23 protein-coding genes are annotated in these 20,293 nt (G+C 61.3%); 11 read left to right on the top strand and 12 right to left on the bottom strand.

Features of this window, described 5'->3' with window-relative positions:
• Positions 1–71 precede the first annotated feature (71 nt).
• Positions 72–659 carry a GNAT family N-acetyltransferase gene (locus IE123_RS08260; RefSeq protein WP_189516984.1) on the top strand — a complete coding sequence of 196 codons (588 nt, stop codon included), beginning with the start codon at positions 72–74 and terminating at the stop codon, positions 657–659.
• A 56-nt stretch (positions 660–715) separates the two neighbouring features.
• Positions 716–1,603, top strand: a complete 888-nt coding sequence (locus IE123_RS08265) for a carbon-nitrogen hydrolase family protein (protein ID WP_189516985.1) — start codon at positions 716–718, stop codon at positions 1,601–1,603.
• Here the strand turns inward: IE123_RS08265 and IE123_RS08270 are convergent.
• From IE123_RS08270 to IE123_RS08295, 6 genes are all read right to left on the bottom strand, one after another.
• A complete protein-coding gene (locus tag IE123_RS08270; RefSeq protein WP_189516987.1) occupies positions 1,590–2,678 on the bottom strand; it encodes a sulfite oxidase in 1,089 nt (362 codons plus the stop codon). The two genes, IE123_RS08265 and IE123_RS08270, sit on opposite strands and share 14 nt — an antisense overlap.
• Positions 2,679–2,753: 75 nt before the next feature.
• Entirely contained in the window at positions 2,754–3,782 is a 1,029-nt protein-coding gene (locus tag IE123_RS08275; protein WP_189516989.1) for a lipopolysaccharide kinase InaA family protein, read from the bottom strand.
• 287 nt (positions 3,783–4,069) lie between these two features.
• Positions 4,070–5,158: a pyridoxal phosphate-dependent aminotransferase gene (locus IE123_RS08280; protein ID WP_189516991.1), complete on the bottom strand. Its 1,089-nt coding sequence runs from the start codon at positions 5,156–5,158 to the stop codon at positions 4,070–4,072.
• Between the two features lie 67 nt (positions 5,159–5,225).
• Positions 5,226–5,726 carry a hypothetical protein gene (locus IE123_RS08285; protein ID WP_189516993.1) on the bottom strand — a complete coding sequence of 167 codons (501 nt, stop codon included), beginning with the start codon at positions 5,724–5,726 and terminating at the stop codon, positions 5,226–5,228.
• A gap of 17 nt (positions 5,727–5,743) precedes the next feature.
• Complete coding sequence (locus IE123_RS08290) at positions 5,744–6,751, bottom strand: alpha/beta hydrolase (protein ID WP_229819665.1); 1,008 nt, start codon at positions 6,749–6,751, stop codon at positions 5,744–5,746.
• Positions 6,752–6,795: 44 nt separating this feature from the next.
• Positions 6,796–7,182, bottom strand: a complete 387-nt coding sequence (locus IE123_RS08295) for a DUF423 domain-containing protein (protein ID WP_189516995.1) — start codon at positions 7,180–7,182, stop codon at positions 6,796–6,798.
• Positions 7,183–7,344: 162 nt separating this feature from the next.
• Here IE123_RS08295 and IE123_RS08300 point away from each other — a divergent pair, with 162 nt between their 5' ends.
• The 5 genes from IE123_RS08300 (at position 7,345) to IE123_RS08320 (ending at position 11,501) form a co-directional block, all read left to right on the top strand.
• A complete protein-coding gene (locus IE123_RS08300; RefSeq protein ID WP_189516997.1) occupies positions 7,345–8,826 on the top strand; it encodes an alanine/glycine:cation symporter family protein in 1,482 nt (493 codons plus the stop codon).
• A gap of 58 nt (positions 8,827–8,884) precedes the next feature.
• Complete coding sequence (gene thiS / locus IE123_RS08305) at positions 8,885–9,085, top strand: sulfur carrier protein ThiS (protein WP_189516999.1); 201 nt, start codon at positions 8,885–8,887, stop codon at positions 9,083–9,085.
• 59 nt (positions 9,086–9,144) lie between these two features.
• Positions 9,145–9,948, top strand: a complete 804-nt coding sequence (locus IE123_RS08310; RefSeq protein WP_189517001.1) for a thiazole synthase — start codon at positions 9,145–9,147, stop codon at positions 9,946–9,948.
• A 44-nt stretch (positions 9,949–9,992) separates the two neighbouring features.
• The gene (gene trmB / locus IE123_RS08315) at positions 9,993–10,712 is read left to right on the top strand and encodes a tRNA (guanosine(46)-N7)-methyltransferase TrmB (RefSeq protein WP_189517003.1); all 720 of its coding nucleotides are present in this window, start codon (positions 9,993–9,995) and stop codon (positions 10,710–10,712) included.
• Positions 10,713–11,006: 294 nt separating this feature from the next.
• Positions 11,007–11,501 (top strand): hypothetical protein, encoded by a 495-nt coding sequence (locus tag IE123_RS08320; RefSeq protein ID WP_189517005.1) that lies wholly within the window; start codon positions 11,007–11,009, stop codon positions 11,499–11,501.
• Positions 11,502–11,877: 376 nt separating this feature from the next.
• Here the strand turns inward: IE123_RS08320 and bamJ are convergent, their stop codons facing one another.
• Both bamJ and IE123_RS08330 read right to left on the bottom strand, forming a co-directional pair.
• Complete coding sequence (gene bamJ / locus IE123_RS08325; protein ID WP_189517008.1) at positions 11,878–12,732, bottom strand: BamJ family beta-barrel-assembly machinery protein; 855 nt, start codon at positions 12,730–12,732, stop codon at positions 11,878–11,880.
• Positions 12,733–12,834: 102 nt separating this feature from the next.
• On the bottom strand, positions 12,835–13,335 hold the full coding sequence (locus tag IE123_RS08330; protein ID WP_189517010.1) for a TIGR02444 family protein: 501 nt from the start codon (positions 13,333–13,335) through the stop codon (positions 12,835–12,837).
• 51 nt (positions 13,336–13,386) lie between these two features.
• On the opposite strand from IE123_RS08330, the gene IE123_RS08335 reads away from it, so the two are divergent.
• A complete protein-coding gene (locus IE123_RS08335; protein WP_189517012.1) occupies positions 13,387–15,303 on the top strand; it encodes an ABC-F family ATP-binding cassette domain-containing protein in 1,917 nt (638 codons plus the stop codon).
• Positions 15,304–15,385: 82 nt separating this feature from the next.
• Entirely contained in the window at positions 15,386–15,616 is a 231-nt protein-coding gene (locus IE123_RS08340; protein ID WP_189517014.1) for a ChaB family protein, read from the top strand.
• 78 nt (positions 15,617–15,694) lie between these two features.
• On the opposite strand, the gene IE123_RS08345 is transcribed toward IE123_RS08340, so the two are convergent.
• From IE123_RS08345 to thiD, 4 genes are all read right to left on the bottom strand, one after another.
• Entirely contained in the window at positions 15,695–16,468 is a 774-nt protein-coding gene (locus tag IE123_RS08345) for an SDR family oxidoreductase (RefSeq protein WP_189517016.1), read from the bottom strand.
• A 32-nt stretch (positions 16,469–16,500) separates the two neighbouring features.
• A complete protein-coding gene (dtd, locus tag IE123_RS08350; protein ID WP_189517018.1) occupies positions 16,501–16,938 on the bottom strand; it encodes a D-aminoacyl-tRNA deacylase in 438 nt (145 codons plus the stop codon).
• Between the two features lie 54 nt (positions 16,939–16,992).
• Complete coding sequence (locus tag IE123_RS08355; RefSeq protein ID WP_189517020.1) at positions 16,993–17,847, bottom strand: universal stress protein; 855 nt, start codon at positions 17,845–17,847, stop codon at positions 16,993–16,995.
• Positions 17,848–17,939: 92 nt separating this feature from the next.
• The gene (gene thiD / locus IE123_RS08360) at positions 17,940–18,740 is read right to left on the bottom strand and encodes a bifunctional hydroxymethylpyrimidine kinase/phosphomethylpyrimidine kinase (protein ID WP_189517022.1); all 801 of its coding nucleotides are present in this window, start codon (positions 18,738–18,740) and stop codon (positions 17,940–17,942) included.
• A 344-nt stretch (positions 18,741–19,084) separates the two neighbouring features.
• Here thiD and IE123_RS08365 point away from each other — a divergent pair, with 344 nt between their 5' ends.
• Positions 19,085–19,519, top strand: coding sequence for an NADH-quinone oxidoreductase subunit A (locus IE123_RS08365; RefSeq protein ID WP_189517024.1), 435 nt, complete (start codon positions 19,085–19,087; stop codon positions 19,517–19,519).
• Positions 19,520–19,593: 74 nt separating this feature from the next.
• Positions 19,594–20,271, top strand: a complete 678-nt coding sequence (locus IE123_RS08370) for a NuoB/complex I 20 kDa subunit family protein (protein WP_189517026.1) — start codon at positions 19,594–19,596, stop codon at positions 20,269–20,271.
• The last annotated feature ends 22 nt before the right edge of the window (positions 20,272–20,293 follow it).

Consider the following 20,293-nt stretch of genomic DNA (forward strand, 5'->3'; position numbering starts at 1 on the left):
GTTCAGGGCAGCATCGCACTTGTCGGTACGCTATCCTGCACGATCCGTTGACAGGGTACGGAGGCGTTGCGATGCAGCTGATTCATCTTCAGGGTACACAGATCCGGCAGTGGCTTGATGCGCTGGCGGCCCTGCGTATCCGGGTCTTTCGTGAATTCCCCTATCTCTATGAGGGCTCGCGCGACTACGAGCGCGACTATCTGGCAACCTACGCACAAAGCGATGACAGCCTCTGCGTGCTGGTGCTCGACGGTGAGCAGGTCGTGGGCATGAGCACGGCGCTGCCGCTGGCCCATGAGGATGAGGCGTTCATGCGCCCCTTCATCGAGCAGGGCATTGCTGTCGAGACCGTCTGCTATTTTGGCGAGTCGATCCTGCTGCCCGAGTATCGCGGCCAGGGGCTGGGGGTGCGCTTTTTTGAAGAACGTGAGGCACATGCGCGTACGCTTGCCGGCGTGTGTCATACAGCCTTTTGCGCGGTGGAGCGCCCTGAGGATCACCCCTTGCGCCCAGCCAGTTATCAGCCGCTGGACAGCTTCTGGCACAAACGCGGCTATACACCCCGGCCCGAGCTTTATGCCCACTATGAGTGGCAGGATATCGACGCCGAGGCGCCCGATCACAAGACGCTGCGCTTCTGGCTCAAGACGCTGGATTAAGTCGGGGCACTGCCTGCCTGGCACCACTTTCCGATCTTTTTTGACAAGGACTGCCCATGCACCTGGCCCTGTGTCAGTACGCCATCGAGCTTTTTGAACACCCCCGCGACTATCAGGCGCATCTGGAATCACTGATCGAGCAGGCCGCCCGCCGCGGCGCCGAGCTGCTGGTCATGCCGGAGTATGCAAGTCTGGTCATGACCGGACAGATGCCGCCCGAGGTGCGCGGCGATCTACATGAATCCATTGCGGCGCTCCAGCCGATGCTGCCGGGCTGGCTTGAACAGTGCGAGGCGCTGGCCAGGCGTTTCGGCATCTATCTGGTGCCGGGCAGTGCGCCAGTGCGCGATGACGATGGCATCTATCGCAACCGCGCCTGGCTGTTTGGTCCCAGCGGGCTGGTCGGCACTCAGGACAAGCTGATCATGACGCGCTTTGAGCGCGAGTACTGGGGCATCAAGGGCGGCAGCGGTCTGCAGGTATTTGATACCGCCCTGGGCAAACTCGGCATTCTGATCTGCTATGACAACGAGTTCCCCATGGCCGCGCGCCTGCTGGCCGAGCAGGGCGTGGACCTGATCGTCTCGCCGAGCTGCACGGATACCGAATCCGGTTACTACCGGGTACGTACCGGGGCCCGGGCTCGTGCACTGGAAAACCAGATTGCCGTGGCGGTCTCGCCGACGGTCGGCGAGGCGGCCTGGTCGCAGGCGCTCGATTACAACTACGGTCGCGCCGGGCTGTATGTTCCGGCCGACATCGGCATGCCGGCCAGCGGGGTGGTGGCGCAGAGCGAAAACATCACGATCGATCGCAGCTCGTGGCTGCACGTCGAGCTGGATCTGTCCGCCATTGCCAACCTGCGCGAGGACGGGCAGGTGCTCCTGCGTCGCGACTGGCCGGAGCAGTTCGACCCCGAGCGGATGTATATCATCGAGAAGTGATGTGGCCTTCAACGGCCTGAAACGTGAGCCGGGTCACGGCGTTGTAGCAGCAGCCGTGATCGTTCCATGGCACCTGCTCGGGCTGTTGGTGGCCCTGATCATCGGTTGCCCGAACGCTGAGGGTGTGCTGACCCGGTGATGGATCGCACTGCAGTGACCAGCACACCCAGGCGCCGGCAATATTGGGCGTGTGCAGCTCGGCGCTCTGCCATTTGCCGGTATCAATGCGGTAATCCACCCGGACGATCTGCCCCTCACCGGAAAAGGCCCGGCCGCGAATCACGGCCCTGCCGGCCTGAATAACGGCGCCTTCTTCCATGTCGATAACGCTCATGACCGGCATGGTGGTGATGGGGACGCCTTCGGCCTCGCCCTTGGCCGGATAGTCTGGTCCTGCCAGAATGTAGTCCTGCGTGTTCCAGTATGTATTGCGTGGCTGGCGCGAGACCTCGATGCGGCCCAGCCACTTGATGCTGGCCGCACCCAGCCAGCCGGAGACGACCAGCCGTGCCGGGAAGCCGTGATCGATCGGCAGCGGTTCGCCATTCATGGAAAGCGCAATGATGGTGTCATCGGCGAGCGCCTTGTCGATGGCCAGGGGGCGAGCAAAGCGGCCGCTGTCGAGCCCTTCGGGCAGGACATGGAAGGCATCGCTTTCAACGCCGGCCAGCGCCAGCACGTCGCGCAGACGGACACCGCTCCATTCGGCCACCCCGATGGCGCCAAGGTGCCACTGGGCGCCTTCGGCAGCCTTGCCAAAATCCCGGGCAAAGGAGGTGCGTGCATTGCCGGCGCATTCGATGGCTCGTATGACGCTGACGCGCGGCAGCCGTTCCAGCGCGGCCATGTCCAGCTTTAACGTCTGGTGCAGCGCATCGCCTTCAAGGGTCAGCGACCAGTGTTCCGACGAGAGTTCGGGAATATCAAAATGGCTTCGCACGTAAAACTGCCGGTTGGGTGTGAGATAGCCCGGCAGCCGGGACAGACGTGTCTCGACGTTGGTGGCGCCCCCTTCTTCGGGGTGGCGGAAGTACTCGGCAGGTAGCGGCTTGAAAATGCCGGGGTGATAGCTCATGACGAAACGCTCCGGACAGGCCGTGACAGGCGACTCTCTTGAGCGTAGCGGTTTTTATCGACAGGTCATGCCGAGCTATTGGCTTGAATAGAGCGGAACGTCGTCGGGCAGAACCGGATGGTTGTGCTCCCAGGCGATAGCCGGCACGTCGGCGTTTTTTTTCGAGGCGCGTACGTTCTGTTCCAGCCAGGGGCCGTCAATATTGACGGTAGCGGCGGTTACCAGCTTGCGACGCGAGAGGTTCTTGCTCAGTCGATAGCGCAAAGACAGGGCCAGCAGGGCATCGGTGGCCTCGTTGACGCCTGTCTCGCCGGCAATGCGATATTGCATGGCGCGGGCCTTGGCATAGAGTGTGGGGAAGTCCGCTTCATCGCGACCGTAAAGCTCACGCAGCATCTTGCCGATCTGCAGGGCGGTGGAAATCGCCGGCTGGGTGACCCCGGTCGTCATCCTGGCGCAGTCGATGGCCCGCAGCGGTGCCTGCGCATCCTGTGTGGATACCATCAGATTGCCAGTGTTGATATCCAGATGACAGATGCGGGCATGATGAAAGTCGCGCAACAGGTCTTCAAGGCGCTGCAGCAGCGATCGGCGCTGGTGGCTGTCGGCTGTATCAAAGGCCTCGCCCAGATTGATCCAGCCCTCGAGCCAGGGCTGAATCAGCAGCTGGCGGTCCGGTATGCCGCCGCGCAGAAGTTCGCCCAGACACAAGACCTCAAGGCCCTGCCCGGTACGTTCATTAAGCGTCAGGGTGTTATCCACTTCGGCACTGCCGTGGTCATGACCAAAAAGCCGGTTTTGCACGCCAAGTAGAGCGCCAAGGCGCTTTCGCAGCGACGGCAGGGCGATCTCCTTGGCAAACAGATCACCCTGTTCGGCCTTGAGGCGAAAGATGCTGCGTCCCTTGCGCTCACGCAGGGTCGTGATGCGATCGTCTTCACTGCCGCGCAGGTATTGATCCATGCGCTGCGCCGCCTCGTGCGAGCGCACGTCATCGGCCAGCCACCACTGCCAGGGGGAGCCGGCAAATTTGATGGGGCCATGAAAGTGGCGCTGAAGAACATCGGGACGTCCACGACGGCGCTGACGATCGGAAATATTCATGATGGGAAGTACCGGTACAGATCCTGGGCAAGCGATGGGATCGAGCACTGTGTCACGGTATTGAGGCAAGACTTCGTTAACAGGCTAAACCTTTCCTGCAATATAAGAACACTGTTCGCTTATGTCCAGAGCCTTTTTAACAAGTTCTTAACAATTTGGTGGTAGAGCACAGGCCGGTTGTCATAAAACCTGGCGTCAGGTCACAGACATGGCGGTGTGAAGGGTTGCTTTCTGCCCTTGAGGAAAGGGCAGAATGTGATGAAAGGGAGGTAAGGGAAATCGCTGTTTCAGCGCGCAAGCGCGCTTTCGAGTGCCGCCAGGCGACCCGGCATCAGCGCATCCTCGACGGCTGAAATACGCAGGACATTGGCCAGGCCCGGGTGAGGCGGGCGGTGAACGATAACGCCATCTTTCAGCAGGGCCTGCTGTGCCTCAAGGGTGCGCTCGGCATCCGGCAGGCGAATGGTCACGAAGTTGGTCGCCGAGGGTAAAACGTCCGCTCCCCACGCCAGTAGCTGCGCGGCCAGGCGCTCGCGTCTTTCGATGACGGCCTGAACATGCTGTTCGACCTCATCCTCATGGGTCAGCACGATCCCGGCGGCGGCAAGGGCTATCGATGAGACGGCGTAATGAATGCGCACCTTGTACATCACCTCGAGCAGTTCGGGCAGGGCGATGGCGTAGCCGATGCGCAGACCGGCCAGACCATGCGCCTTGGAGAAGGTGCGAAGGCGTATTACACCCGCCAGAGGCGTGCTGTCGCCGCGATCAGGGCGAAACTCGTGATAGGCCTCATCCAGCAGGAGATGACACGTTGGCGGCAGGTTGTCGACAAGATGCGCGATGTCGGCCTCGGTCAGGCAATGGCCGCTGGGGTTGTCCGGATTGGCCAGATACACAAGCCTTGCGTGATGCTGCCAGGCGGCCTGCAGCAGGGCATCGACATCGGGGGCCAGCCTGCCGGGCGCCTGATGATAGGCCACCTCGACCAGACGACAGCCGTGTCCTTCGGCGAAGTAGCGAAAGGTCGGGTAGGTGCCGGCACTGGTCACGACGGTGGCACCGGTGTCGCACAGGGCGCGAAGGGTCAGGGCAATCAGACTGTCGGCGCCGGCATCCACCAGCAGAGCCTCAATGGGTATGCCCAGTGTTGCTGCCAGTTGCTGGCGCAGATCAAATGCCTGGGCATCGCCGTAGGTGCGCGCCAGTGTGGCAATTGAATCGCCCAGTGCCTCGGACAGCGCCTGATGTGGCATGTCCAGCCCTTCGTTGGAACCCAGCTGATGAGGCAGCACGTGGCCCAGCCGGCGCTCCAGTGCCTTGCGTCCCGGGAAGGGGTTGTCCGGCCCTTCGCGATCCAGATGAGATGCCCGCACGAAAACACACTCCAGTTCATGAATGAACAATGATCAGATGAATGAACGATGCTCCGGTGGATGGTGATCAGGGCGCCGGGGTCACGGCTGCCGCCGACAGGGGCAGGCCACGCTCATCCAGCGCGCCATCGATCTCCTGCTGCCACCAGATATCGTCACTGCTGCCGCGTTTGAGCGTCAATGTCAGCGTATAGGGGTAGAGCTTTCGATCCGACAGCGTGATGGCCCCCAGTGGCGCCTGCAGGGTCGAAAAGAGTCGCCATTGGTTGGACGGGGCATCTGCCTGTGCGGGCGCATCGGCCACGGAAAGTATCTGTGGTCCCTGCCGGGCGCTGAGCAGCCGGCGGGTCAGAGCGTCATTGAAGCGCGCATCGGCCTGCTCGCCAAAGTCGACATCGGCCTGAACGGGCGTGACAAGAATGACGCGGCTGCCCGTGGCACCCTGCCAGGGCGGTTCATCGAGCACTTCAAGGGCGGCCGTCTCGCCCAGATTTTCCAGCGGGGTGCGATGGCGCGAGGTGTCGCTGTCCATTCCGGCACAGCCCACCATCAGCAGGGTCAGCAGCACAAGAGGCGCCCATCGCATCATCGTGAAGGGGGCTCGGAGGTGTCGGCAGTGGTGACGCATGAGCCTTCGGTCTGTGTGATCAAAAAATGATGCAGATCCCTGAAAAGGGTCTGGCGGATATCCGGTGATTCATTGACCAGATGGTGTCGGGCGTCCTGATGATAGACGATGTGAGCGGCGGGCAGCAGCCGACGCAGCACTCCGAGATTCCAGCGCCAGTCCACGGTGGCGTCCTGCTCGCCCTGCAGAATCAGCGTGGACAGATCCGTAGGCGGCAGCCGGCGAACATGGGACATCCAGTCGCGCATGGCCCCGACCCAGACCAGCGGCAGGGTGTCGGTCTGCAGCGGATCCTTGTGGTGCAGAAAGTCGGTAAAGGCCAGATGGGTGGTGTTGGGACGGTGACTGCGCGGAATGCTGCGAATAAAGGGTGTGGCCAGCCGATGCATCACACGCGAGCGCTGCCACTTGCAGGGGCGCACCAGCGGGGCCAGCAGTACCAGAGACTGCCACGGATGATGGCCTGAACGCTCCAGGGCATCGGTGGCGAGAATGGCCGCGCCGGTACTCTGTCCGATGCCGATCAGCGGCGCCGTCATCAGTCCTTTCGCCTCGATCTGCGTGAGCAGGGCGCGAAGGCACTGCGTATAGGTGGCAAAGTCATCGATGGCGGCGCGTTCGCCGCTGGACAGGCCGTGGCCCGGCAGGTCCCAGAGCACCACACGAAATCCGGCGTCCAGCAGCAGGCGCAGCAGGTGCCCGTAAAGCGCCAGGTGATCAAAGTAGCCGTGTACGACCACAATCGTGCCGCGAAGTGCGCCCTCCTGCGGGGTCCAGACCTGTGTCCAGAGACGGAACTCGCCCACCTGTACATGACCTGATTCGATCCCGCCGACCTGCGTGATCAGATCCTCCAGCCCATAATGACGAAAATACTGCGCCATCACGCCTGTGGGTGGCAGGGCAAGGGGCGCCAGCGGGCCGGCATTCAGCAGGTTGGAAAAATCGGGTAAGGACATTGTCATGAACGCTCATGCTCGCGCCACGCCGGTCGCGCAGCCAGAGGTCATTATGCGGGCTCGGGGCGTCGACGCAAGGCAGTCACCCCCAGCATGACCCAGCCGGCCATCATCACAAGCCCGCCCACGGGGGTGATCGGCCCCAGCAGGGCAGGGCCGCCCAGCGCCAGCACATACAGCGAGCCGCAAAAGAGCAGCATGCCGGCACCCCATAGTGCCAGCACGGTACGCTGGCCCTTGAGCGGCACGCTTTCCCGCCAGACAAGAATCATCATGAAGGCCAGCGTATGCCAGGCCTGATAGCGTACGCCGGTATGCCAGGCGTTGAGGGCCTGCGCATCCAGCCGATCGGCCAGGCCGTGGGCACCCCAGGCGCCCAGAACGACCACACTCAGTCCGGAGAGGGCAGCAACGAGCCAGAGAAGGCGCGATGGCATGGGAACATACTCCTATTGAATCGGGCATTTGGCCCTGAATCCGTGTATGGTCGCACGCACGCGCCCGAGCCACCAGGTAGCGCGCTCGGTTCGGTGGCTCTGATCAATAACACACCATAAGAGTAATGCCTCCGTGACAGTGAGGCATGGCGGGGATTTCCCATGGAATTTATCACTACCGTTGAAAACGCCATTTATGCCGTGATGAATCCGATCAGTGGCTTTATCTGGTCGTTCATACTGGTCTATCTGCTGCTGGGCGCCGGTATCATCTTTACCATCGCGACCCGATTCATGCAGTTTCGTCTGCTGGGACACATGGCCCGCGTGACCTTTACCAGCCGCGGCAGCGGTGAGGGCGTGAGCGCCTTTCAGGCCTTTGCCACGTCGCTTGCCGCCCGCGTGGGCACCGGCAACATGGCCGGTGTCGCGCTGGCGCTGTGGGTTGGCGGTCCCGGTGCCATCTTCTGGATGTGGATGACCGCCATCATCGGTCTGGCCACGGCCTTTATCGAGTCCACCCTGGGCCAGGTCTACAAGATCGAGCACAAGGACGGGGTCTTCCGCGGCGGGCCTGCCTATTACATCGAGCGTGGTCTGGGGCAGCGCTGGATGGGCTGTCTGTTTGCGGTATTTTTGATCATCGCCTTTGGTCTGGCCTTTTGCGGCGCGCAGTCCAATACCATCGCCCAGGCCGTCGACAGTGCCTTTGCCGTTCCGACCTGGATCACCGGGGTGGTACTGGTGGCCCTGACCGCGCTGGTCATCTATGGCGGGATCAAGTCGGTGGCGCGTGCCGCCGAAAAGATCGTGCCGGTCATGGCGATCGCCTACCTGCTGGTGGCGCTGTATGTGCTTTTTGCCAATATCACTGAAGTGCCGGAGATGCTGGCACTGATCGTCAAGAGTGCCTTCGGCTTCGGCCCGGCCATCGGCGGCGCGGCAGGCTACTCCATCAAGATTGCGATGGAAAACGGCATCAAGCGCGGGCTTTTCTCCAATGAGGCCGGCATGGGCTCGGCGCCCAACGCGGCCGCCACGGCCACGGTCAAGCATCCCGCGGCCCAGGGGCTGGTGCAGTCCTTTGGTGTGGTCATCGATACGCTGATCATCTGTACCTGTACGGCCGTGGTGATTCTGCTCTCCGGTGTCTATGACACGCTGATGACCACTTCGCCGGGGCAGTCGGTGGAAGGCATTACCCTGACGCAGGAGGCAATGGTGGATCACCTGGGCAGCTTCGGTGAAATCTTCGTTGCCATCGCGATCTTCTTTTTTGCCTTTACCTCGATTCTGGCCAACTTCGCCTACAGCGCGGTCAACGTTGAATACCTCTTCCCGCGTCACAGTGATCGTGCGGTGTCCGTCATTCGCGTCATGATTCTGGCCATGGTAATGATCGGCGCGGTGGCCAATCTGACGTTTGTGTGGAACTTTGCCGACCTGGCGATGGGGCTGATGGCCACCACCAACCTGATCGCCATGCTGCTGCTGGCCCCTGTGGCCCTGCGTGTGCTGAAGGACTATGAGCGCCAGCGCAATAGCGGGGTCAAGGAGCCGGTCTTTGACCCGGGCGTGCTCAAAAAACCCGAGCAGCTGGCGAAGGGTGTCTGGACGTCACCTGAAGGCGCGGCGAAACGGTAGGAGCGCCTTCGGCCTCGACGCTATAATGCGCTTTCCCGATGCCAACGCAGGATGTGACATGCAGCTATACATCAATGGGGAAGCGCGCCGGGTCGATCAGGTCAGCCATGTGGCTGACCTGATTGCCGTGCTGGGGCTGACCGGACGACGTATTGCCGTGGAAGTCAACGAGGTGATCGTGCCTCGTACCCGCCATGCAACAACGCCGCTCAATGACGGCGACCGTATCGAGATTGTTCATGCCATCGGTGGCGGCTGAAAGGCTCGCCCCGAAGGTGATCGCACCAGAGCCCGTCAGATGGGTTTGAGGAGAACATCATGAGCACTGATTCATCGTGGGACACCCCCCTGACCATTGCCGGGCGACGTTTCGCCTCGCGTCTGCTGGTCGGTACCGGCAAGTATCGTGACCTTGAAGAAACGGGCGCAGCCGTCCAGGCCAGCGGTGCCGAGATCGTGACGGTCGCCGTGCGCCGCTCCAACATCGGGCAGAACCCGGACGAGCCCAACCTGCTCGATGTCATTTCTCCCGAGCGCTATACCATTTTGCCCAATACGGCCGGGTGCTATAACGCCCGCGACGCGGTGCGCACCTGCCAGCTCGCCCGCGAGCTGCTTGACGGACACAACCTCGTCAAGCTGGAAGTGCTGGGCAATGATCACACGCTCTATCCCAACGTGATCGAGACCATCAGTGCGGCGCGTACGCTCATCGAGGATGGCTTTGATGTCATGGTGTATACCAGTGACGACCCGATCGTGGCCGCCGAGCTTGAATCGATGGGCTGTTGCGCGGTCATGCCGCTGGGCTCGCTGATTGGCTCGGGTCACGGCCTGCTCAATCCGCACGCGCTGTCCCTGATTATTGATAATGCACGCGTACCGATTCTGGTCGATGCCGGTATCGGCACGCCTTCTGATGCGGCCATGGCCATGGAGCTTGGCTGTGACGGCGTGTTGATCAATTCGGCCATTGCCCACGCGCGCCAGCCGATTCTGATGGCCAGTGCCATGAAAAAGGCCGTTGAAGCCGGCCGCGAGGCTCGACTGGCCGAGCGCATGGGCAGAAAGACCTATGCCGCAAGCCCCTCATCGCCCAGTGAAGGCCTGATTACCGGCTGATGTGCTGGGGACATACCCGTTCCACCGTTGTTGACGACATTGTGATGAAAGAAGAAGAGATAACGCAGGATGCCCAGGCCCCGCAAACGCCCCATCGTGGCGTCAAAAGCTATGTGGTGCGCAGTGGGCGCATGACCCTGGCCCAGCGTCGCGGCCTGGAGGTTGTCTTTCCACGCCTGGGGCTGAGTCTGGCACAGGGACGGCTGGATCCGGTGGCGCTCTTTGGCCGCCAGGCACCGCTGGTGGTCGAGATCGGCTTTGGCATGGGCGGTTCGCTGCTGGAGCAGGCTAGGGCCAATCCGGATACCGATTTTATCGGTATCGAGGTGCACCCGCCCGGCGTGGGCAAGCTGCTTGACGAGGTCGACAAGGCCGGCCTTGAGAACGTGCGGGTATATCGTGAAGACGCCCTCAAGGTGCTCGATGACTGTCTGCCGGCCGGATCGGTGGATACATTACAGCTCTTTTTCCCCGACCCCTGGCCCAAGAAGCGCCATCACAAGCGCCGGATCGTCCAGCCTGCCTTCATCGAGCGCGTGCACCGTGTTCTCAAGCCGGGCGGGCGTTTCCACATGGCCACCGACTGGCAGCCGTACGCCGAGTATATGGTCGAGGCGATGAACGAGACGCCGGGATTTACCACCCAGGCCCGGGAAGGCGACTACGTTCCGCGCCCGGACTTTCGACCGCTCACCAAGTTTGAAACCCGCGGCGAGCGCCTGGGGCATGGTGTGTGGGATCTGATCTATCAGCGCAACGCATAAGGTGACAGGTGAGGCTGCCGGGCAGGCTCGCCGTATGCCACATAAAAAAGCCGCCCAATCGGGCGGCTCAAGGACCGTGACTAGCTTGATGAGGAGATGAACCACTCGATACCTGACATATCGGGTTGTTCATGTGATGACTGGCGATCACCACATCTCAAAGATAACCATTCTCATTTGGGCGGTCAAGCCAAATGAGAATATTTTTTAAATGAATGTCTGCTGTTGTAGAGACTGTTACATCTGTCTTCAGACGTTACCCAATGCCTATCCGGTCACTGGATATCTGCCCCCATGTCGACGCCCGTGTCTTCTGCTCAACTACCCTCGCTTCGCTGGCTCAATACGCTGGTCATTGTCACGCTGATGACGGTCACCGTGGCCATTACCTACCTGGGCTATTACTACGTCGGGGCCGGCAACAGTTCGCAGGTGACCTGGTTTGCGCCCGAGCTTGCCTGCGAGCCACTGGACGAGCGTTGCTTCACCGCGCTGGGGCGCTTTGGCGATATGCACACGCAGTGGGATTATCAGAAAGGGCAACTGAGCGTGGACATGGTGCTGGGCGGTCTTGGCGCAAGCCAGGTCAGGGCGCAGCTTGAAGAGACCGGTACCCGTCGAGGAGATGCAGACATGGCGCTGACACCTGTGGCGCCCGGTCATTACCGCGGGACATTTGATCTTCCGGTGTGTGAGGGCGCAATCCATCGCGTGCGGGGCAGTCTTGTGGTGACAACAGACCGGGGCGTGCTGGGCAGCTGGTACGATCTGGCGCTACCGTGTCGTTAATGCACAACGGAGCGGGTGCTGAAACATGAATTTCCCTATTAATTATCCACACGACGTTGGGAATTTTTGCTTGACAGAAAGCAAAGCACCACAAAGTGGGTTTTCTGACGGCCGTTGGTCATGTTTTTCTAAATAATGATCAGAAACAGAGAGTTATACGTTCTACGACATTTTTCTTTGCCAGATGGGCTGTGAGCATAACAGCGTGGTGCGACATTTATGCACAGGCTGTAGGCAGGGGATAAAACAGTACCTCACAACCTTATCCACAAGCCCTTTCGGCAAGGTTATCCACCGGCTGTTAGAGTCCGTCAGACATTAAAAAGCCACCGGGCGATCAGGCCCGGTGGTTGATCAACCCTGCCATGTTCCAGCGTTAGCTGGCCGGCTGGGTCTCGGGATTGCTGGCCGGAGCGGCGTTGGTATCACCGCCTTCAGCGTTGATGGCATCATCGCCTACGCCAAGCAGTTCCACCTTGAAGATCAGGGTCTGATTCGGGGCGATCGGGCCGGTACCGGCTTCACCGTAGGCCAGATCAGAAGGGACGTAGATTTCCCACTTGTCACCCGGATGCATCATCTTCAACGCTTCCTGCCAGCCAGGAATCACCTGATTGACCTGGAAGGTGACCGGCTCGCCACGCTCATAGGAGCTGTCAAAGACTTCACCATCAATGGTGCGGCCTTCGTAGTTGACGCGGACCTGATCCTCATCACCGGGCTGTGCGCCACTTTCATCACCGGCTTCCATGACGCGGTACTGCAGACCTGAATCGGTGGTCTCCACGCCATCCTTGGCAGCATTTTCTGTCAGAAACTGCTGGCCGGCCTGAGCATTTTCCTCGGCTGCCTGCTGCATCTGCTGCTGCTGCTCGGCAATCATCTGCTGCTGATACTGCTGCAGGGCATCGCCAATCTGTTGATCGTTCAGGCGAATATCACTGCCGTCGTAGACGTCCTTGATACCACTGGTGAAGTGATCAACATCCAGATCCTCCATGTCTTCATGAAGATTGCGGGCAAGCGTCACACCCACGGCATAGGCCAGACGCGCCTGATCGGACTCGAAGTCGTCCTGCTGCTGGGCGCCTGTATTGTTGCCGGTCTGCTGGGCCTGCTCCTGCTGCGTGGCCTGGTCATCGGCGCTGTTGTCCTGGCTGTCGTCGGCATCGGAACAGCCGGTCAGTACGATCAGCGTGCTCAGAGTGACCGCGCTCAACAGTTTATTCATGAAAGCTCCTTGTACATGGTCATCAAGGGATGTTGGACAACATCCCGTGAAAAAAATCACGCCAATCCCCGAAGGAATTCAGGCTGTCTTTCAACAGACATATCAGCACGATGGGGGCGCCATATTCTCACTTTCAAGTCGCAGATGGGAAATCAGGTATTGATGACCGGTGGAAAGTGCTCCCGTTATCGGGTGCAAAAGCTTCTCGTCGGGCGGCTCGGGGACTGACATCAGAGAGGACGAAAGCGCCTCGAGCCGACGCAGGGCTTCGCGCTCTCCCAGCAGTTCGGCCTGCTTGATGTGCGTGCGCATCTGTTCGAGTTCGGGTTGGCCCACGGCCTGTGGCTTGAGATCGCGCCGCAGCTGACGCAGCGTCTGCGTATAGTGCTGCTGCCACTGGCGAATGGGGCTCAACTGCTTGTCGGCTTCAGCGTCCGGTGCCCGGCCATGAGCCAGCAGCCAGAGCCCCCACAGCAGCTCGCAGACATCAAGGCCTGCCTCATCCTGGAGTTGCAGCAGGGCCTCCTGTACACCCGGACGGGCATAAAGCGCCAGCGCCCAGGGCCAAAGCGGCGTGAGATTTCGGTTAGAATGGGAACCCATTGACTTGTTCATTCGACCACTTCATCGGCAACCGGCCGGACAGGATACTGCATGATCGCATTTCGCCAGCTTGAGCTCCAACGCGGCGGTGTCCCGCTGATCGAGTCCGCAGACTTCATGCTCTCGATGGGGCACCACGCCGGCATCGTGGGGGCCAACGGCACGGGTAAATCGAGCCTTTTCCAGCTGATTCTGGGGCAGTTGACGCCCGAGCGCGGTGAGGTGGCGCTCAATGGCGGCGTGCGCATTGCCCACATGAGCCAGGAGATCGTGACGCTCTCGCGCAGTCTGACCGACTTCGTGCTGGATGGCGATCACGCCCTGCGCGAGACGCAGGCCGCGCTGGACGCCGCTCGCGAAGCCGGTGAACACCAGCGGGAGGCCGAGCTGCATGGCACGATCGAGTCGCTGGATGGCTATACGGCCCGCGCCCGGGCCGAGCAACTGCTGGTCGGGCTCGGCTTTGCCCAGCGCGACCTTGGCCGTCCGCTGTCGGATTTCTCCGGCGGTTGGCGCATGCGCGCCAACCTGGCGCAGACGCTGTTCAAGCCCTCGGATCTGATGCTGCTTGATGAGCCGACCAACCACCTGGATCTGGACGCACTGTTGTGGCTCGAGCAGTGGCTGGTGCGCTACCCCGGCACACTTTTGCTGATTTCACACGACCGCGACTTTCTCGATGCGGTATGCGATCACATCGTTCATTTCGATCAGCGCCACGTGCAGCTCTATCGCGGCAACTTCACGACCTTTGAGCGCACCCGCGCCGAGCGTCTGGCCCAGCGCGAGGCCGAGCGAGAGAAGCAGCAGGCCCGCCGTGCCGAGATCGAGGACTTCGTGCGCCGCTTTCGCGCCAAGGCGACCAAGGCCAAACAGGCCCAGAGCCGGCTCAAGATGCTCGAGCGCATGGAAGACATTGCCCCGCTGCGCGCCGAGTCTCCCTTTCGCTTCCGGCTGCCCTGTTCCGACAAGGTGTCTCACCCGCTGCTCTCCATTGATCATGCCGCCATGGGCTACGGGGACGCGCCGATTCTTGAAAACGTGCGCCTGTCGCTGGCACCGGGCAGTCGCATCGGCCTTCTGGGCCCCAACGGCGCAGGCAAATCCACGCTCATCAAGGCGCTGACCGGCGAGCTTGCCCTGCTCAGGGGCGAGCGCACCGAAGGCGAGCATCTCGCCGTGGGCTACTTTGCCCAGCATCAGCTGGACGCGCTGGATTTGAACGCCAGTGCCTTCACCCATGTGCAGCGCATGTCGCCGCAGGCTTCCGAGCAGGTGATTCGCGACTTTCTGGGCGGCTTCGGCTTTCGCGGCGACGAGGCCTTCGAGGTGATTACCCGCTTCTCCGGGGGGGAAAAGGCGCGCCTGGCGCTGGCTCTGATTGCCTGGCAAAAGCCCAATCTGCTGCTGCTCGATGAGCCGACCAACCACCTTGATCTGGATATGCGCGATGCGCTGACCGATGCGCTGGCCGCCTTTGATGGGGCGGTGCTGATTGTCTCGCACGATCGTCATCTGCTGCGTGCCAGTGTCGATGAATTCTGGTGTGTGGCCGATGGCCGGGTTGCAGAGTTTGACGGTACGCTGGAGGACTACCGGCTGTGGCTGAAAAATCGTCTTGCCGAGACCACTCGAAGTGCCACTTCTGAAGCCGACGAAAGCGGCGCGCCGAAGGAAGACCGCAAGGCCGCTCGACGTGCCGCGGCCGAGCTTCGCGAGCAGCTCAAGCCCTTGAAGAAAAAGCGCGACGCCGCCGAACAGTCGATGGAAAAGGCCCAGAAGGCGCTGGAAGACATCGAGACGCAGCTCTCGGACCCCGCCGTTTACGGGGCCGATCAGAAGGCGCGGCTCACCGAGCTTCTGCGCGAGCAGGGCGAATGGAAGTCACGCCTTGAAAGCGATGAGCAGGCCTGGATGGAGGCCGAAGAGGCGCTCGAGGAGATGCAGGCGCAGCTCACCGCCTCCTGACGTGTGGGTTGGTTGGCAGGTGTGAGCAGCCGTCTACACTGAAAGCGTGTCCATTGACATCGGCTGACTTCAGGGAGGAGCAATGCCTTACGACAATCGTGACGACATTCCGGACAGTGCGCGCAAGGTGCTGCCACCGCATGCGCGTACCATCTACAAGGAAGCCTTCAACAGCGCCTGGGACGAGTATGCCAGCCCCTCCGATCGTCGCGGGAACGCCTCGCGTGAAGAAACCGCCCACGCGGTCGCCTGGAAGGCGGTCGAATCGAAATACAGCAAGGGCGATGACGGCAAGTGGCATCCGAAACACTGAAGTATTGCCACCTGATGTGTCTGCGGGCCGCCACGTTGATGTAGCGGCCCGTTTTGTGTCCGGCTGCCCCGAGGCGCGCTACTCGGCGTAGATCATCTTTCGGGTCATGCCGCCATCGACAGGGAAGTGCTGGCCGGTAATGAAGCCGGCTTCCGGACCTGCCAGAAAGGCGACCAGCGCGGCGATGTCATCAGGGTGACCGACGCGGCCGACCGGATGCTGTTGACGGTCGGTGTCGCTGTGAGACGGCGCCTCGCGATCGGCAGCCTTTTGATGCTCGCCGGTTTCAATCCAGCCGGGGCAGATGGCGTTGACCCGAATGTCGGGGCCAAGGCTTGTCGCCATGGCATGGGTCAGCGCCAGCAACCCACCCTTGCTGGCCGCGTAGCCCTCGCTTTCGGGCTCGGACTGCAGGGCTCGGGTCGAGGCCATGTGAATGATGCTGCCCTGGTGTTGACGCAGCAGGGGAATCGCCGCGCGCGAGCAGAGAAAGGCGCCAGTGAGATGGTTGTCCAGCCAGTGATGCCAGCGCTCAAGCGACAGCGACTCCAGCGGACCGCAGTACGGATCGGCCGGGCCTGCGTTATTGACCAGCAGATCCAGCCGGCCCTGCCAGCCTTCCAGCTGCTCGAAGGCCTCATTGACCGCTGCTTCGTCACTGACGCTGGCAGTGATGGCCAGAAGCTGTGCTTCGTCATGACGCTCGCGCATTTCCTGCACGGCATCATCATCGATATCCATGATGGCCACGCGCCAGCCGCGGGCGATGAGATAGTCGGTAATACCGCGCCCGATGCCCTGCGCACCGCCGGTGATCAGCGCCACGCGCGTATCGGATGAAGATGGGCTCATGGTGTGTCGCCTGTTCGAGAGGGTGAGGGTGGTCAGCTTTCCAATATGAAAGTGACAGGGCCATCGTTGATCAGCGAGACCTGCATGTCGGCACCAAAGCGCCCGATCTCGACAATCGGGTGCGCCCTGCGGGCAGACTCGACCAGATGGTTGAACAGCCGCTCACCGTCGGCCGGTGTCGCGCCGCTGGAAAACCCCGGGCGCAGTCCCTTGCGGGTATCGGCCACCAGGGTGAACTGGGAGACCAGTAAAAGCCCGCCCTGGGTGGTTGAAAGCCCCAGGTTCATGCGGCCCTGGTCATCACTGAAAATGCGGTAGTTGAGCATCTTGTGCAGCAGTTTTTCGGCGCGCTCGGGCGTGTCGTCACGTTCAACGCCTATCAGGGCCAGAAGGCCGCCTTCGATGGCGCCGATGCGCTCGCCATCAACATGAACGCTTGCCAGGCTGACGCGCTGAATCAGGGCCCGCATGGTTTCTCCGTGGTGAACATCGTTCTATTGATCAGGGGCGTGTAGCGCCTTCGGCTACCAGGTACGACAGAGCATCAGATCGCCGCGGGTTTCGGTGAGCAGGCGCTCCAGCAGGCTGTCAGTGGCGCGGCCGATGCCGACGCGGATATGGCTGCCCAGCGCCAGAAGATCGGGCGGCTGCTGGCACAGACGATCCAGCAGCACCTGGGAGGGATCGCCCTGCTGCAGGACCAGTTCCAGATCGGGTCTGGCATGCAGATCGCTCATCAACCGCTCGGTCTCAAGCTCAAGCTGCTGGCGCAGGCGCTGGCGTTCCAGATCGCGCCAGTGCTGATAGTTGGTGCCTTCGCAAAGCTCCATCGCCACCGGCATGTCCCAAGCGTGCAATAGCGTCAGGCGCACGTTGGGAAAGCGCGTCAGCACTTCCTTGAGGGTGTGGCGCGAGGCCAGCGAGAAGTCCACGGGGACCAGGATGTCCTGCCAGTCCGGCTCGCCGTCATGGGGGATGCTGACGACCGGACAGGGCGCCCGACGCATGACGCGCGACAATGTCGTGCCGCCGATCAGATCCGGCTGCCCCTGCTTGCGGTGGGTGCCCATGACGATCATCGAAGCGCTGCGCTCATAGGCCTCGCGGATGATTTCGGCATAGGGCACGCCGCTGACAATGTGAATCTCGGTGGCCGGGCGCGTCAGCTCATGGTGCTCGCACAGCGCGTTCAGCGTGCGATCGATCTCTTCCTCGATGGCATGGACCAGCGCCGGGAAGGTGTGCTCAGGCAGATAGGGGTCCACCACATGCAGGATATCCAGCCGCGACTGACTGCGCTGCGACAGGTGCAGCGCCCGTACCAGGGCTGCCTGACATTCATGGGAGAGATCAGTGGCCAGTAGCAGCGTCGTATTCATGGCTGAATCCTTGCCCGGTGATTGGGGGCGCTTGCAGATGTCGGTAATGGCAGGAGCACCGCTGAAATGATAGTGGTTGCCTGGCCCCACAGCTACCACCAGGCATGAAAGTGATGCACCGGCCCCTGGCCCTTGCCGATATCCAGGCGCTCTGCCGCCGTCAATGCCTGTGTCATGTACGTCTTGGCCTGCCGGATCGCCTCGATTGGCGTGTCATGTCGGGGTAGCAGTGCCGCAATGGCAGAGGCCAGCGTGCATCCCGAGCCATGTAGTGCGCGTGTTTCGATACGCGGCGCTTCCAGCCAGTGGTTGCCCTGGGGGGTGTGTACCAGATCATTGCTGGTCTCGCCATGCAGGTAGCCGCCCTTGAGCACCACGGTATCCGCGCCCAGCACGCTCAGCCCTGGCAGGAGGGCGGCCATTTCCTCATGACTGGCCGGAATGTCGGACTCCAGCAGGACCGCTGCTTCCGGCAGATTGGGCGTGATGACATCGGCAATGGGTATCAGCACATCTCGTACGGCGTGAAAGCCTTCACGGTCCACCAGCATGTCGCCGCTCTTGGCCACCATGACCGGGTCCAGCACTACATGGGCCGGCCGGTAGCGCTCGATGAACTCCCGAATCAGACGGGCCGTGGTGAGATCACTCACCATGCCGATCTTGACGCAGTCGATGTCGATATCCTCGAACACGGCGTCCAGCTGGGCGCGAATCACGTTCTCGGGCAGCGGCAGGACGCTGCGCACGCCGCAGGTGTTCTGGGCGACCACGGCGGTCAGCACGCTGGTGGCGTAGGCGCCCAGGGCGCTGGCGGTCTTGAGGTCAGCGGATTGTCCGGCACCTCCGCTGGGGTCGGTGCCGGCAATGCAGAGAAAGCGAGTCGCGCGCATGTCATGTCCTGGTATTGAAAACGTCATGTGACAGGGCCGACGACGGCCCTGACATCGACCGATTCAGGAAAACCTAAACTAAAGTCTAATGCCGTCGGGCGATATTTTCGTTGGATACACGAAGGCTACAGGGGGAGCATGCCAAAATCGATATCAAAAAAGCCGATGACGGTATTGGTAAAATCATGCATCGGCTTCTAATGTAACGATGGCGATCTCGAGGCAGACCTGACCTTCCGCAATCGAGAATTTCCTGTCATCCGGGCGTGGTTTCCGGATGGTCGAATAACGAAAGTTCCAGTCGATGCAATGTCGCTGGAGCAGACCGCGATGAGTGAGCGTCCATGGATCTGGCAACGCAGCTGGCCCAAAACTGGTCAGTCGGTGTTTTCATTGTCGCCGTACTGGCTTTGTGTACCTTCATGGTCACCGCCTCCGCATTGCTTGGCGGACGTGCCTGGGGACACAACAAGGAAACGCCCTACGAGTCCGGTATCGTGCCGGCCGGTAGTGCCCATCAGCGTTTCTCGGTCAAGTTCTACATGGTGGCCATGCTCTTCGTCATCTTCGATGTGGAAGCCCTCTATCTTTTCGGCTGGGCCATCTCCATTCGCGAGACCGGCTGGACCGGCCTGATTGGCGCCAGTGTTTTTATCTTCATTCTGCTGGCCGGTCTGATCTATGACAGCCGGGTTGGCGCGCTGGACTGGGTACCGAAAAGGCGTGTACAGCCGGATCGTGTTCACCAGCCCGCCCAGCGTGACCATACCGACGACTGAGTACTGGCCGAACATGCCAGCCGCCTGAACAAGGCTTCAGTATCGATCAATGACGTTTTTCGGGAGGACCCTGGATGTCCTACAAGCTTACGCGCATCGATCCCGATGCTCCCCAGAACAGCCAGTACCCGGTCGGGGAGCGACGCATTGTCGATGACCCCATGGATGATCAGGTGCACCGCAATGTTTTCATGGGCAAGCTCGAAAACATCATGCACAACGTCGTCAACTGGGGCCGCAAGAACTCTCTTTGGCCGTACAACTTCGGCCTTTCCTGCTGCTACGTCGAGATGACCACGGCCTTTACCGCGCCGCATGACATCGCCCGCTTTGGCTCCGAGGTACTGCGTGCCTCCCCCCGTCAGGCCGACGTAATGGTCATTTCCGGTACCTGCTTCGTCAAGATGGCGCCCATCATCCAGCAGCTTTATGACCAGATGCTCGAGCCCAAGTGGGTCATTTCGATGGGAGCGTGTGCCAACTCCGGCGGGATGTATGACATCTACTCGGTGGTCCAGGGCGTCGACAAGTTCCTGCCCATCGATGTGTATATCCCGGGCTGTCCGCCACGACCCGAAGCCTTCCTGCAGGGACTGCAGCTGTTGCAGGACTCCATACAGGAAGAGCGTCGCCCGCTGACCTGGGTAGTGGGCGATCAGGGGGTCTACAAGGCTGAAATGCCCTCCCAGCGCGACAAGCGGCGTGATGAGCGTATTGCAGTCACCGAACTGCGCTCACCTGATGAAGTGTAATGACCGGTACGGGTGCCACCAC

This window comes from Kushneria pakistanensis, assembly GCF_014652795.1.
GTDB lineage: Bacteria > Pseudomonadota > Gammaproteobacteria > Pseudomonadales > Halomonadaceae > Kushneria > Kushneria pakistanensis.